This window comes from Streptomyces sp. TRM68367 (assembly GCF_014495685.1).
Lineage (GTDB): Bacteria > Actinomycetota > Actinomycetes > Streptomycetales > Streptomycetaceae > Streptomyces.
On record NZ_JACTVI010000060.1, the window covers coordinates 34,615 to 48,469 of the forward strand.

At 71.3% G+C, this 13,855-nt stretch carries 14 protein-coding genes and 1 pseudogene; 4 read left to right on the forward strand and 11 right to left on the reverse strand.

Annotated features, from left to right (window positions below):
• Positions 1-46 precede the first annotated feature (46 nt).
• Together H8R17_RS29925 and H8R17_RS29930 are read left to right on the forward strand one after the other, a co-directional pair.
• On the forward strand, positions 47-1,600 hold the full coding sequence (locus tag H8R17_RS29925; RefSeq protein ID WP_187826351.1) for a DUF6519 domain-containing protein: 1,554 nt from the start codon (positions 47-49) through the stop codon (positions 1,598-1,600).
• Complete coding sequence (locus H8R17_RS29930; RefSeq protein ID WP_187826352.1) at positions 1,600-2,496, forward strand: peptidoglycan-binding protein; 897 nt, start codon at positions 1,600-1,602, stop codon at positions 2,494-2,496. Before H8R17_RS29925 ends, H8R17_RS29930 begins: the two co-directional genes overlap by 1 nt.
• Positions 2,497-2,544: 48 nt before the next feature.
• Here H8R17_RS29930 and H8R17_RS29935 read toward each other — a convergent pair whose 3' ends face one another.
• The 6 genes from H8R17_RS29935 to H8R17_RS29960 form a co-directional block, all read right to left on the reverse strand.
• Positions 2,545-3,804, reverse strand: a complete 1,260-nt coding sequence (locus H8R17_RS29935; protein ID WP_187826353.1) for a glucarate dehydratase family protein — start codon at positions 3,802-3,804, stop codon at positions 2,545-2,547.
• Positions 3,801-4,709: a 5-dehydro-4-deoxyglucarate dehydratase gene (locus H8R17_RS29940; protein ID WP_187826354.1), complete on the reverse strand. Its 909-nt coding sequence runs from the start codon at positions 4,707-4,709 to the stop codon at positions 3,801-3,803. The genes H8R17_RS29935 and H8R17_RS29940 overlap by 4 nt, the downstream gene beginning before the upstream one ends.
• 27 nt (positions 4,710-4,736) lie before the next feature.
• Complete coding sequence (locus tag H8R17_RS29945; RefSeq protein WP_187826355.1) at positions 4,737-5,681, reverse strand: carbohydrate ABC transporter permease; 945 nt, start codon at positions 5,679-5,681, stop codon at positions 4,737-4,739.
• The gene (locus tag H8R17_RS29950) at positions 5,678-6,607 is read right to left on the reverse strand and encodes a carbohydrate ABC transporter permease (protein WP_262505615.1); all 930 of its coding nucleotides are present in this window, start codon (positions 6,605-6,607) and stop codon (positions 5,678-5,680) included. The genes H8R17_RS29945 and H8R17_RS29950 overlap by 4 nt, the downstream gene beginning before the upstream one ends.
• Positions 6,604-7,932, reverse strand: coding sequence for a sugar ABC transporter substrate-binding protein (locus H8R17_RS29955; protein WP_187826356.1), 1,329 nt, complete (start codon positions 7,930-7,932; stop codon positions 6,604-6,606). The genes H8R17_RS29950 and H8R17_RS29955 overlap by 4 nt, the downstream gene beginning before the upstream one ends.
• 209 nt (positions 7,933-8,141) lie before the next feature.
• On the reverse strand, positions 8,142-8,540 hold the full coding sequence (locus tag H8R17_RS29960) for a DUF5997 family protein (RefSeq protein ID WP_187826357.1): 399 nt from the start codon (positions 8,538-8,540) through the stop codon (positions 8,142-8,144).
• Positions 8,541-8,599: 59 nt separating this feature from the next.
• Here H8R17_RS29960 and H8R17_RS29965 point away from each other — a divergent pair, with 59 nt between their 5' ends.
• Both H8R17_RS29965 and H8R17_RS29970 read left to right on the forward strand, forming a co-directional pair.
• The gene (locus tag H8R17_RS29965) at positions 8,600-9,376 is read left to right on the forward strand and encodes a LysR substrate-binding domain-containing protein (protein WP_399477464.1); all 777 of its coding nucleotides are present in this window, start codon (positions 8,600-8,602) and stop codon (positions 9,374-9,376) included.
• 100 nt (positions 9,377-9,476) lie between these two features.
• On the forward strand, positions 9,477-10,016 hold the full coding sequence (locus H8R17_RS29970; RefSeq protein ID WP_187826358.1) for a MarR family winged helix-turn-helix transcriptional regulator: 540 nt from the start codon (positions 9,477-9,479) through the stop codon (positions 10,014-10,016).
• Between the two features lie 37 nt (positions 10,017-10,053).
• On the opposite strand, the gene H8R17_RS29975 is transcribed toward H8R17_RS29970, so the two are convergent.
• From H8R17_RS29975 to H8R17_RS29995, 5 genes and pseudogenes are all read right to left on the reverse strand, one after another.
• Complete coding sequence (locus H8R17_RS29975; protein WP_187826359.1) at positions 10,054-10,800, reverse strand: DUF4142 domain-containing protein; 747 nt, start codon at positions 10,798-10,800, stop codon at positions 10,054-10,056.
• A 210-nt stretch (positions 10,801-11,010) separates the two neighbouring features.
• Positions 11,011-11,330, reverse strand: a pseudogene (locus H8R17_RS29980) (hypothetical protein); the annotation flags it as partial.
• A gap of 24 nt (positions 11,331-11,354) precedes the next feature.
• On the reverse strand, positions 11,355-12,305 hold the full coding sequence (locus H8R17_RS29985; RefSeq protein WP_187826360.1) for a virginiamycin B lyase: 951 nt from the start codon (positions 12,303-12,305) through the stop codon (positions 11,355-11,357).
• Between the two features lie 65 nt (positions 12,306-12,370).
• On the reverse strand, positions 12,371-13,066 hold the full coding sequence (locus H8R17_RS29990) for an HAD family phosphatase (RefSeq protein ID WP_187826361.1): 696 nt from the start codon (positions 13,064-13,066) through the stop codon (positions 12,371-12,373).
• A gap of 19 nt (positions 13,067-13,085) precedes the next feature.
• Positions 13,086-13,562: an Lrp/AsnC family transcriptional regulator gene (locus H8R17_RS29995; protein ID WP_187826362.1), complete on the reverse strand. Its 477-nt coding sequence runs from the start codon at positions 13,560-13,562 to the stop codon at positions 13,086-13,088.
• Between the last annotated feature and the right edge of the window lie 293 nt (positions 13,563-13,855).

Sequence of the window (13,855 nt, forward strand, 5' to 3'; positions counted from 1 at the left end):
CCGTACGCCCTACCCGCACTTTCCCGAACCAGGGGGGACCCCTTCCATGCACGCTGACCTCTCCCGCCTCACCTTCCGCCCGGAGCGGCGCTACTCGGCGGTCGTCGCCCAGCAGGGCCGCGTCCAGCTCGACGCCGACCTCAACGAGCAGACCGCCATCCAGCTCCACCAGGCGCGCACCCTCGCCGCCGACCTCATCGGCCGGCACGGCGGGCCGCGCGACGCGCCCGGCTTCCGCATCGAGTACCTGGGCGGCCGGCACGACATCGACACCCTGAACATCCACGGCGGCCGCTACTACGTCGACGGCATCCTGTGCGACGCGACCCGCCCGGCGCGTGGCACGCCCGTGCCCGACGAGAACGCCGAGGAGTCCGACGCGCCCGCCGAGGAGCCGCCAGCGCACTGGACGTACTGGGACCAGCCCGACGCCTTCCGCGACCCCGAGAAGCCCGGCGACCGGTTGCCCTCGCCCGCGCAGGCGCCCTTCGTGGTCTACCTGAACGTGTGGGAGCGCGCGGTGAGCGCCGCGGAGGACCCGGCCCTGCGCGAGGTCGCGCTGGGTGCGGCGATGCCGGACACCGCCGCCCGCGTCAAGGTCGTCTGGCAGGTGCTGCCGCTGTCCCTCGCCGAGCTGAACATCGAGGACGCCGAACCGGCCAAGGAGGACGTCCGCGCCGCCTTCGACAAGTGGGCCGAGCGCCAGGCCGCCCCCTCGGCCCGGCTCGCCGCCCGCAGCAAGCGGCCCGACCACGCCGACGAGGACCCCTGCCTGGTCAAGCCCGACGCCCGCTACCGCGGCCCGGAGAACCAGCTGTACCGGGTCGAGGTGCACGCCGGCGGCGAGGCGAAGGACGCCACCTTCAAGTGGTCCCGGGAGAACGGCTCCGTGGTCTTCCCGGTCGACGAGATCGACGGCACCTGGGTGCAGCTGGCCTCCCTCGGCCACGACGACAAGCTGGACCTCGACGTCGGCGACCACGTCGAGGTCGTCGACACCGCGTACGCCTCCCGCCTCGAACCCCTGCCGCTGCTGCGGGTCGAGGAGCTGGACCTGCCCGGCCGCCGGGTCCGCCTGTCCGCCGAACCCGACCAGCACATCGGACGACTGCCTCACCTGCACCCGTTCCTGCGTCGCTGGGACCACCACGAGAGCCCCAGGCACAAGGGCCGTACGACGTCGCTGAAGAGCGGCGCCGTCCCCGTCACCGAGGGGGAGTGGCTGCACCTGGAGGACGGCGTCGAGGTGTACTTCGCCAAGGGCGGCACCTACCGCACCGGTGACCACTGGATCATCCCGGCCCGCACCGCGACCGGCAGTGTCGAGTGGCCCGTGGACCCGGCCCGCCGCCCCCTGCTCCAGGCCACCGCCGGCATCGCCCGCCACTTCGCGCCGCTGGCCCTGGTCAAGGGCGAGTACGGCGTCGTCGATCTGCGCCGCTCCTTCAACCCGCTGGCCAGCAGCATCCCGGCGGCGGACGAGGCGACGCTGGCCGCCGAGGAGCAGGCCGCGCGGGAGGAACGGGCGGCCGAGGACCCCTCGCGCGGGAGGTCGCAGACGACGGCGGAAGCGGAAGCCGCAGTGGAAGGGGACGAGTGATGGCCAAGCCGATGAGCGCGTCCAAGCTGGTCGAGATCCTGCGCGAGGAGGGCCTGACGGTCCACGAGGTACGCAACTGGCGCAGACACAACCGCAACACGAAGGGTCCCTGGGGACCGATCAACGGCGTGATGATCCACCACACCGCCACCTCGGGCACCCAGGCCTCCGTCGACATCTGCTACAACGGCTACGCCGCCCTGCCGGGCCCGCTGTGCCACGGTGTCATCGACAAGAAGGGCCACGTCCATCTCGTCGGCAACGGCCGGGCCAATCACGCAGGTTCGGGCGACAGTGACGTCCTGCGGGCCGTCGTGAACGAGTCGAAGCTGCCGCCCGACAACGAGGCCGACACCGACGGCAACAGCCGTTTCTACGGATTCGAGTGCGTCAACCTCGGCAACGGCAGGGACCCGTGGCCGGAGGCACAGCTGGAGGCCATCGAGAAAGCGGCCGCCGCGATCTGCCGCCACTACGGCTGGAGCGAGCGCTCGGTCATCGGGCACAAGGAGTGGCAGCCGGGCAAGCCGGACCCCCGCGGCTTCACCATGGACGGCATGCGCCGCCGCATAGCCCAGCGGCTGAAGGGCGGCGGGGGCGGGGGAGGCGGCAAGCCCGACCCGAAGCCCGAGCCGAGGCCGCGCCACGAGCCGTTCCCCGGGGCCGGGTTCTTCCACATCGGCCAGCGCTCGTCGATCATCACGGCCATGGGGAAGCGGCTGGTCGCCGAGGGCTGCAGCCACTACGAGGTGGGCCCGGGCCCCAACTGGTCCGAGGCGGACCGCCGTTCCTACGCCGCCTGGCAGCGGAAGCTCGGCTTCTCCGGTAAGGATGCGGACGGCATCCCCGGCAAGATCAGCTGGGACCGGCTGAAGGTGCCCGACTCCGGGAAGTGAGACGAAGGTCCGCCCCCGTGTACGGGGGCGGACCGGTCACCGGTCACGTCACCAGCGCGGCAGCCGCGGCTCGTACTCCGGACGGAACCTGCGCATGTAGCCGGTGTCGTCCCGGCCGCGCATCCCGGAGTCGAGGTACAGCCGGTGCAGCCGGTCGAGGGCGTCGTGGTCGAGTTCGACACCCAGGCCCGGGCCGGTGGGCACCCGGACCTCTCCCTCGCGCAGCTCCAGGGCGCCGGGGACGATCACGTCGTCCGCCGAGTTCCACGGGTAGTGCGTGTCGCAGGAGTGGTCGAGGTTGGGGATGGCCGCGGCGACATGGGTCATCGCGGCGAGGCTGATGCCCAGGTGCGAGTTGGAGTGCATGGACAGGGCGAGCCCGAACGCCTCGCAGACGGCGGCCAGTTCACGGGTGCGGCGCAGCCCGCCCCAGTAGTGGTGGTCGGTGAGCAGCACCTGGATCGCGTTCTGTTCGATCGCGGGCTTGAGGTGCTCCCACGCGACCACGCACATGTTGGTGGCCAGCGGCAGCGGCGACTCCTCGGCGACCTCCGCCATGCCGGGGATACCCTTGGTCGGGTCCTCCAAGTACTCCAGCACGCCGTCCAGTTCACGCGCGACGTACTTCGACGTCTCCACCGTCCAGACGACGTTGGGGTCCAGCCGCAGTGGCTGCCCCGGGAAGGCCTCCGCCAGGGCCCGGATCGCGGCGATCTCCTCGTCGGGCGGGAAGACACCGCCCTTGAGCTTGAACGACTCAAAGCCGTACCGCTGTTGCATCAGCCGGGCCTGCTCGACGATCCCGGCCGGGTCGAGGGCCTCGCCCCAGTCGTCGCCGAGCGCCGCACGGCCGTCGAGGGCCGGGTGCTCGGCCCACTTGTAGAAGAGGTACGCCGCGAACGGCACCGAGTAGCGGACCGCGCCGCCGAGCAGATCACTGACCGGGCGGTCCAGCAGCTTGCCCTGCGCGTCCAGACAGGCCACCTCCACGGCCGAGGTGGTCCAGCCGCGCTCGTGGGAGCTGGGCACGGTGGGCAGCAGGGCGGCGTCGATGGCGGCTGCGACGGCCGTCGTATCGAAGACGTCCATGCCGTTGACCACCTTCGCGGCGGCCCGAAGCCGCTCCCGGCGGACCGCGCCGCCCGTGGACTCGCCGAGGCCCACCGTGCCGTCCTCCAGGACCAGTTGGACGACGATCCGCAGCGCCAGCGGCTCGTGCACGCCGCCCGAGTTGAGCAGCGGCGGGTCACGAAAGGCGATGGGGGTGACGATCAGCTCTCGGATGCGCGTGCCTCGGGACGTGCTCATGCGCCGACCACCTCCAGGCCGTGGCCGACGAGTTTCGCGAGCCGTGCGACATGCTCCGGCGCCGGATCGACCAGGGGCGCCCGTACGCCGCCCACGTCCAGGCCGCGCAGCGTCACCCCGGCCTTGATCAGCGACACGGCGTAGCCCGGTACCTCGTCGCGCAGGGCGACCAGCGGGCCGTAGAACTCGTCGAGCAGCGTGCCGACGAGCCCCTCGTCACCCTCGCCGAGCGCCCGGTGGAAGGCCAGGGCGATCTCCGGGGCGAACGCGAACACCGCCGAGGAGTACAGCTCGACGCCGATGCCCCGGTAGGCGGGCGCGGTCATCTCGGCGGTGGGCAGGCCGTTGAAGAACTGGAACCCCTCCGTGCCCGGTACGGCGCGCACGGCCCGCACCACGCGGTGCATCCGTTCGATGTCTCCGACGCCGTCCTTGAGGCCGGCGACCTTCGGCAGGGCGGCGATCTCGGCGGCCGTCCGCGCGGTGAGCCGGGCGGTGCCGCGCTGGTAGAAGATCACCGGCAGCTCGCTGGCGGCGGTGACCTCTTCGACGTACCGCACGAGGCCCTGCTGCGGCGCGCTCACCAGATACGGCGGCAGCAGCAGGATCCCGTCGGCGCCGGCGCGTTCGACGCGTGCGGCGTGGTCGCGGGCGACCGGCGGCGGGCCGCCCGCGGCGGCGAGCACGGGCACGCGGCCCGCGGTCGTGGTGACCGCGACCCGGGTGGCCCGCTCGATCTCGTCGGCCGTCAGGGCGTGGAACTCGCCGGTGCCGCAGGCGACGAACACGCCGCCGGCGCCCGCGGCGACCCCGGACTCGATGTGCTGGGCGAGGCGTTCCTCGTCCAGCGAGCCGTCCGCGGTGAACGGCGTCACCGGGAAGAACAGCACTCCGTGGAACTTCATGTCTCCCTCAAACGTGGGGGGGCGGGGTCAGCCCTTGGTGGCACCGGCGGCGATGCCGGTGACCAGCGAGCGCTGGAGGAGCAGATAGACGATCAGGCTGGGGAGGAGGGCGATGACCGCACCGGCCAGCACCACTCCGGAGCCGACCTCGGGGTCGGTGCGCAGGATGGACAGGGCGACGGTGACGGTGTAGTCGGTGGGGTCCTTGGCGGCGATGAGGGGCAGCAGGTACTGGTCCCAGATCATGATGAAGCCGAGCACCCCGGCCACCCCGAGCGCGGGCTTGCACAGCGGCAGCACGACCTGCCACAGCATCCGCAGCTCGCCGACTCCGTCGATCCGGGCGGCCTCCTCTATCTCGGCGGGGATGTCCTTCATGAACTCGGTCAGCAGCATCACCGAGAAACCCCACGCGCCAAGCGGCAGGATCACGCCCCAGACCGTGCCCTTCAGGTCCACGCCGACCACGGGAACGTCGCCGAGGACCAGGGACAGCGGGATGGCGATGACCTCCTCGGGCAGCATCATCGTCAGCATGAACAGGGTGAGGATCAGCGCCTGGCCGCGGAACTTGTGCCGGGCCAGCGCGTAGGCGGCGAGCGTGCACACCGCGAGCTGGAGCAGCAGCCCGCCGCCCGCGATGACCAGCGAGTTGGTGAAGTAGTCCCAGATCCCGCGCTCGCCCGCCACGCGGAAGTTCAGCAGCGTGGAGTCGTGCGGCAGGAAGGACAGCGACGAGCCGCTGGGGTTGTGGCTGAGGGCACCGGAGAAGATCGCCAGGAACGGCGCGGCGAAGACCCCCAGGGCGATCGCGCACAGCAGGATCCGCAGCGCCCAGGAGACGCCGGGCTTGTCGTTCCAGCCGAGGGCGGTGTCGAAGCGGGCGGGCGTGGTGCGCCGGGCGCGGGACGACTTCCGGGAGGGGGAAGCGGGCGCCCGGGTGCGGACGGGATCGATGGCGGGAGCGCTCATCGCACGTCTCCCCTCTTGCGGAAGTAGTTGACCATGACGGTGAGCAGCAGCGTCACGCCGAGCAGGACCGCGGAAGCCGCCGAGGCGCCGCCGATGTCGTTGCGGGTGAAGCCCAGGGTGTAGGCGCGGGTCATCCACACGTCGGTCGACCCGGCGGGGCCGCCGCCGGTGAGCACGTACACCTCGGTGAACACGCGCAGTCCGCGGATCGCGGCGAGGGTGAGGACAATGCCGAGCGCGGGGCGGATCGCGGGCAGCGTGATGTAGCGCAGCCGCTGCCACAGCGAGACGCCGTCCATCGCGGCGGCCTCGTACAGCGACCGGTCCACGCCCGCGAGCCCGGCGAGGATGATCACCATGTTGTACGGGGCCTGCATCCAGATGGCCATGGCCATCGTCGACCACAGCGCGGTGCCGGGGTTGTCCAGGAACGGCACCGGGCCGAGGCCGAGGAAGCTCAGGCCGTGGTTGATCAGGCCGTCGGAGGTCGGGTAGTACATCAGCCGCCACAGCTCGCCGACCACCGCGGTCGCGGTGACGACGGGCAGGAAGACGGCCGTCCGCACGATCTTCAGGGACCGGGCCTGGCCCTCCAGCAGCAGAGCCAGCAGGAAACCGACGGCGATGGCGCCGAGCGACCACCCGATGCCGAGGACCAGAGTGTGGCCGATCGCGTCCTGGAACCGGTGGTCGGTCAGGACGCGGGTGTAGTTGTCCAGGCCTATCCACTTGTCACCGAGGAAGGGCCGGACGTCGAAGAAGCTCAGCCAGATGCCCTTGGCCATCGGCCAGAACTTGAACAGGAGGGCGAGCAGCAGGCCCGGGGCGAGGAACAGCCACGGGAGTACGTTTCCCTTGCGCAGCGCGCTGCGCCACCGGGGCGGCGCCCCGGGCGTGGTCACGGGCGTGGTCACGGTCGCGGTCATTTCAACAGGTCCTGGTCCTTGAGGTCGCCGGCGAGGGTGTCGTTGAGTTCCTTCAGGCCCGAGCGGACGTCGCTGCCGCAGTACGTGAAGATCGCGTTGAGGCTGTCGGCGGTGTCCTGCTTGATCGGGGCCCAGTCCGGGGCGTTGGGGAACTGCTGCGAGTGCTCCTCGTACGCCTGCTGTACGACGCTCCAGCGCGGGTCGTCACGCACCTCGGCCGCGTTCAGCGTGGAGTTGACGGGGATGCGGACGACGGGCTGGTGGTCGCCGGTCATGGCGAGCCTCTGGCCCTCGGGGGAGATGAGGAACGCGGCGAGAGCCTGCTCCTGCTTCGCCTTGCCCGTCTTCGCGCCGAAGTAGATGTTCTCGCCGTCGGCCAGCACGTCGGAGCCGGTCGGCCCCGCGGGGGCGGGCAGGACCTCGAACCTGTCCTTGCCGAGCGCCTTGTCGAAGGTGGAGATGTTGTACGGGCCGGTGAGATACATACCGGCGTTGCCGTCCTGGAAGTTGGTGGTGTTGGCGGTGACGGAGGTCAGCGCGCTGGGCTGGATGACACCGTTGTCACCGCAGAAGAGGCTGTCCTTCAGCCAGGTGACGGTGCGGACGGCCGCGGCCGAGTCCATGGCGGGGCGGTAGCGACCCGGACCGTCCGGCTCGATGATCCGCACGCCGCCCTGCCACAGATAGCTGGCGCCCCACCAGGCGACGTAGCCGTTCTGGGCGCTGCCGGGGACGACCATGCCGTAGGTGTCCTTCCTGCCGTCGCCGTCCGGGTCACGCGTGGCGAAGGCCTTGGCGAGGGCGAGCGTGTCCTGCCAGGTCTTCGGCCGGGGCAGGCCGAGCTTCTCGCGCCAGTCCTTGCGGACGAACAGGGTCATGGCCTGCCGGGAGTAGGGGATGCCGTAGTGCCTGCCGTCGAGGCCAACGGTCGACGACCAGGACTTGGCGGTGATCTCGTCATGTCCGGCGATCGACGCGGGGGTGATGGGCTTGAGCAGGCCCTGTGCCTGGTAGCTGCCCATCAGTGCGGTGTCGTTGATCATGACGTCCGGCAGGTCCTTCGTGGATGCCCGGCTCTGCAGCTGCTGGTCGAAGTTCATGACCGGCTGGTAGTCGAGCCTGATCCCGGTCTTCTTGGTGAAGGCGGCGAAGACGCGCTTGTAGGTGAGGGCGGATTCCGGATCGCTCCGGGTCCACACCTCCAGCGTGTTCGGATCGTCGCTGCCCGCACTGCCGGACCCGGAGCCGCAGGCGGCCGCTCCGAACGCGAGCCCTACGACGGCGAGCAGGGCGGCCGGGCGGTGACTTCGTCGGCGATCCCGCATGGGCACTCTCCGATGTTCATGTACGTGAACTCTTTTCACGAATCTAAATGATCGGCCAAGCTAGGGACTGTCACGTCGGCACGTCAAGACATGGCCGAAAAGTTTCACCGACGTCACACGAGGGTTGTGGGCTCAAGGAGGCAGCAAGAAGAAAGCCCCAACCGGTCGCATCCGGTTGGGGCTGTGTTGCTGGCAGTGGTGCCGACGGGTCAGGTGCGCTGGGTGCGGGCGGCGCGTTCGGCCTGCTTCTGCTTGATGCGGGACGCCTCCTTGCGGACCTCCGCCTGGGTGGCGCGCTCCTGTTCCAGCCACTCGGGGCGCTCCCGCTTCAGCGCCTCGATCTCCTCGGTGGTCAGCGGCTGCGTGACCCCGCCGCGCGCCAGGCCCGCGATGGAGACGCCCAGCTTCGCCGCCACCACCGGCCGCGGATGCGGACCGCTCCGCCGCAGCTCGCGCAGCCACTCGGGCGGGTCCGCCTGGAGCGCGTTCAGCTCGGCGCGCGAGACGACACCCTCCCGGAACTCGGCGGGTGTGGCCTCAAGGTACACACCCAGCTTCTTGGCCGCGGTCGCGGGCTTCATGGTCTGGGTGTTCTGGTGCGACGTCATGGCGACCAGGGTAACGAGCGGATGCGCGGGGCCCCGGCCGCGCCCGGTAGCCTGGCCCGGTGACAGGCTCGGATGCATCTCCCTCCCCGGACGCGGCCCCTTCGTTCCGGCTCGCCTATGTCCCCGGCGTGATGCCCGACAAGTGGGTGCGCATCTGGAACGAGCGGGTGCCCGAGGTCCCGCTGACCCTGCTGCCGGTCCCCGCGGCCGACGCCTGCCCCCTGCTCGCGGACGGCGGCGCCGACGCGGGTCTGGTCCGGCTGCCCGTCGACCGGACCGTCTTCAGCGCGATCCCCCTATACACCGAGACGACGGCCGTCGTGGTCCCCAGGGATCACCTCGTGACCGCGGCCGACGAGGTGTCCGTCGGCGACCTGGCCGACGACATCGTGCTGCACCCCCTGGACGACGTGCTCGACTGGGAGCGCCTCCCGGGGCGGCCCGCCCTGGAACGCCCCGCCACCACCGCGGACGCCGTCGAACTGGTGGCGGCCGGCATCGGCGTGCTCGTCGTACCGCTCTCGCTCGCCCGCCTGCACCACCGCAAGGACCTCACCCACCGGCCGGTCGAGGACGCCCCCGAGTCGCGGGTGGCGCTGGCGTGGCCGGAGGCGGCGACCACGGACCAGGTGGAGGACTTCATAGGGATCGTCCGCGGGCGGACCGTCAACAGCACGCGCGGACGCAGGCCCGCACCTTCGGAGCCCGAGCGCACACGGACCGGTGCGGCCGGGGCGAAGCAGCGCAAGCCGGCGGCCGGCAAGGGCCGGGGGAGAGACTCCGGCGGCGCCTCCAAGAGCGGCGGCCGGCGGGGCAGGCCGCGCCGCCGGTCGTAGCGGCGGCCGGGCCTGGACGGGTGGGCGGCGAGGTCATGCGGGGAAAAAACCGTTCCCCCCGGGGTGCATGGGAGCCGGACCAGGCAGGTAGAAAGGAGCCATGCCGGAGCCCGAGACCCCAGCAGGGGACGAAGACGACGTCGACGCTGTCACCCGGGCGGTACTGACCGCCTCGCGGCTGCTGGTGGCCGTCTCCGCCCGGTCCCTCGCCGCCGTCGAGGAGCGGGTCACGCTGGCCCAGTTCCGGATGCTGGTGGTGCTGTTCACCCGCGGCGCCACCAAGCTGGTCGACCTCGCCGACCTGCTCCAGGTGGCGCCCTCGACGGCGATGCGCATGATCGACCGGCTGATCGCGGCCGGGCTCGCCGACCGGCAGACCAACCCCGACAACCGCCGCGAGACCCTGCTGCGGCTGACGGCGGAGGGCCGGCGCACGGTCGAGGACGTGACCGCCCGCCGGCGCGCCGAGATCAGCACCATCGTCGAACGGCTCGCGCCCCGGCAGCGCACGGCGCTCATCGAGGCGCTCAGCGCGTTCAACGAGGCGGGCGGCGAGCCCCCCGTCTCCGCGCAGGACGGCCCGCACCCGCTGGGCTGGCCCGCCGACCCCGGAGAACCGTTGCGGGCAGCGCCGCACTGAGGGGGGCACCAGAGCGGCCGCCCGGCCATGTTTGTACTCAGCCGCCGGCCGCCGGTGAGGGAAGCGGAGGGGCCGCCGTGTCCGGATCCACGCCGTCGGGGATGTTCAGGACCGTCACCGGTGCCCCGCGCTGCGCGGGCGGCGGGGTGAGCTGGTCCGAGGGCAGGCCGGGCGGCGCGGTCTGCTGGGCGGTGACCTGTTCCTGATTGACCAGGCCGGTCTTCTCCAGCACGGTCATGTGGTCGAGCACGGTGTCGTTGGCCTGGTCGGCGAGCTGACGCACCAGGGTGTTCTTCGTGGAGGCCCGGATCTTGGCGATGGTGGGGAAGATCTGGCCGTGGGTCACCCGCATGATGTTCACCGCGGTGGAGCCGAACTCCCTGTCGTTGCTGGCCTGCACGGTCGCCACGAACTGCTGCTGCTGGGGCGAGGCCTGGTTGGGCAGGGTGATGCCCAGCTCGAGGGCGATCCGGCGGCAGGTCTGGTCGAGCAGGGCATGACCGGCCACGAGATGCTCACCGGCCTCCTTCATCTCCGGTGTCTGGCCGCGCTGCATCGCCAGCATGCCCAGGGGGTGCTCCCACAGCCCGGCCGCCCGCACCTTGACCACGAAGTCGCGGTCCGCCTCGGTCAGCGGGCCGTAGACGGTGTCGACGACGACACGGTCCTGGCCGCCGGCGGTGTTCTGCATGCCCAACATGGCGGGGTAGGCGAACGCGGCGAGGGTGAGGACCAGGCCACCGCCCACGACTGCGGTTCCTGCCCTGTTGCGCGGCATGCGCATGGTGCCTCCCGGATGAGATCGACCTGACACCAGGAGATACGGCTGTGCGGCACAAGTGAATCATTTACCGGGCATCAATTTCCGGTCACGGTTCGGAGCCGTCCTGCACATCCCCGGCGTGCCGGGTGGTCAGGGTGCGTACGGGGCCGCGGCCCCGTACGCACCGCCTTGTCCCCCTCGGCTCGGCTCAGCCGCCCCGCGGACACCCACCACGCCGGAGTCCTTGCCGCCGAAGACCACCCGCGGCTGTGAGCGCCGGAAGTAGGCGTGCGTCGGATCCTCGGCGCCCTCGGAGGCCGGCTGGTCGCCGTCCGCGACACGCTGAAGTAGCTCCCCGGCGCCGGAGTGCCCTGCACCGCACGCCCCTTGACGGTCACCCGGAAGCCGGTGGTCGCCCACGACGGCACGCGCAGCCGCAGCGTGAAGGAACCGCCGCGGCCGCCGAGGGTGAGCGTGCTGCGCTGCTCCCGCGGGAATTCGGTGGTCTGCGTGACTGTGACGCCCTTGTCCGCCCAGGCCAGCCCGGACGGGAGGGGTAGGGGAGCGTCGACGGGTCAGGCGCTTGGAGTTGCCGAACGAGCCCGGTCCCGACCGCAAACACGCGGTCGGGACCACGGCGCCAGCCGCGCGACCGCTCCCGACTCGAGGGCCGCCCAGACGGCACCGTCGGGCCCCATCGTGATGCCGTGCGGCTCCGACGACGGTGTCGGCAGGTCGTACTCGGTGATCTCGGCGGCCGCGATGATCCGGCCGATGCGGTTGCCTCCCCACTCGGTGAACCAGCAGTCCCCGGCGGAGGCCGCCACGATGGCGTGAGGCCGGGCCGTGCGGTCGGGGAGCGGGAACTCCACGATCCGGCCGTCGACCGTGATCCTGCCCACCTGACCCGCCGCGATCTCCACGAACCACAGGTCGACCCCGTCACTCGCGATGCCCACCGGCGCGGCACCCGTCGTGGGCAGCGGGTGCAGACCGACCTCGCCGTCGACCGTGATACGACCGATGGCGTTCGCCTGGTTGAGGGTGAACCACAGCGCCGTGTCGGGGCCTTGGACGATGGCCGAGGGGAAGCCTCCCTCGACGGGAAGGGCGAACTCGGTGATCTCCCCCTCGACCGTGACCCGGCCGATCCGGTCGCTGTTCATCTGCGTGAACCACAGCGCACCGTCCGGACCGGCCGTGATGCCGTAGGGCCCGCAGTCGGGCGTCGGCACACCGAAGCTCTCCGTCTTCCCGTCGACCGTGACCCGGCCGATCCGGTGATCCTGGTAGCGGGTGAACCACAGGGCCCCGTCGGGTCCGGGCGTGATGACCGTCGGGCGGCACGTGGCCACGTCCAGCGGGAATTCCGTGACTGCGCCGTCGAGGCCGAGCCGCGCGATACGACCGCTGTGCACGAAGGTCAGCCACAGCGCCCCGTCGGGCCCGGCCGCGATGCCGTACGGCCCGGCGTCCTCGTCCGCCACGGCGATCTCCGTGATGACCGGGGCGTCGGTATGCTGCACAGTGACTCCTTCGGTGATCAACTGGGGTTTCCCGCACTGTACTTGGCCTCGTGGAACGGGAAGGCTCAGGCGGGCGAGGCCGAGCGCACCAGCCAGTCGTGGGCGGTCCGCGCCGTGAACTCCCGCTGGCCGCCGCGCAGCAGCAGACCCGCCGTGGCGAACTCCGGTGCGTCGGCCTGGGCGGGGACGTACGGGACCGCGATGCACCGCATGCCGGCCGCGTGCGCGGCGGCGGCGCCCGGGGCGGCGTCCTCCACGACCACGCAGGCGGCCGGGTCTGCACCCAGCCGCCGGGCCGCCTCCAGGAACACGTCGGGGGCGGGCTTGCCGTGCGCCACCTCGTCGGCGGACACCACGGTGCGCAGCTGCGCGTCCAGACCCGTCCCGGCCAGGATCGCCGTGATGGCCTCCGGAGAGGAACCCGAGGCCACGGCCATGGGGACGCCGTCGGACGCGAGCACTTCGACGAACATGCGCATCTGCGGGTACGCCCGCGTGTCGGCGCGGGCCAGCTCCAGATAGTGGCGGTTCTTGACGGTGAGCAGTTCCTCCAACGGGGCCCGCAAACCGTACCGCTCCTTCCAGTCCGCGATCGTCTCTCGCGTGCTGATGCCGACGTACCGCTCGTGGTCCGCCCAGGTGAAGTCCGTGACGCCGTACCCGGCGAGGGTCTGCCGGCCCGCTTCGAAATAGTTCGGCTCACTGTCCACGAGCGTTCCGTCAAGATCGAAGATGACTGAGATGTCGCCGAGAGTGCTCATGGTCCCAGCATGTCAAAGGTCATTTCCGCGCCGAGCGCCCGATCGACTCCACGAGCGGCAGCAGCCGGTGCGGGACGCGCTCGCGCAGGGCCACCTCCGTGCGGGTGCGGACGACGCCGGGCAGGCTGATCAGCTTCTGGACCACGTCCTCCAGGTGCGCGTTGTCCCGCGCCACGACACGGGCCAGCAGATCACCGCCACCCGTGGTCGAGAACGCCTCCACGATCTCCGGTACGGCCGCCAGCGCGTCGCCCACTTCGTCGAGGTGGCCCTGCGTGACCTCGATGTGCACGAACGCGAGCACCGGATGCCCGAGCGCGGCGGGGGAGAGGGCCGGCCCGGTGCCGGTGATCACCCCGTCCCGCTCCAGCCGGTCCAGGCGGGCCTGGAGTGTGCCGCGGGCGACCCCGAGGATCCGGGCGTACTCGCGCACGCTGGTGCGCGGCTGCTCCAGCAGCAGCCGCAGGATGCGGGTGTCGAGCTCGTCCACGGCCATGCCGGCCGGCCCCCTCGCGTCTCGATGGTCGTCCGTTGGCACGCCGGTGGCGCTGATCGAGTCCACTCGGCTGTGCCAATGGCCCAGTCAACCAGAGAACACTTGAGCCAGTGACGGCAGAGGTGCTGTCATGGGGGTGTCGATGGCGCTGCGGATCCCGCGGCGCCTTTTGCATATCGGCGTTTTTCGGTTTCAGCCCAGCGATCTCAGCTTGACTCTGTCGGGGATCTTGGAGTTTCGCGGCGCGACAGCATGATCAACGGGCATGCTCGGGTGGTTCCGATGACCGATGC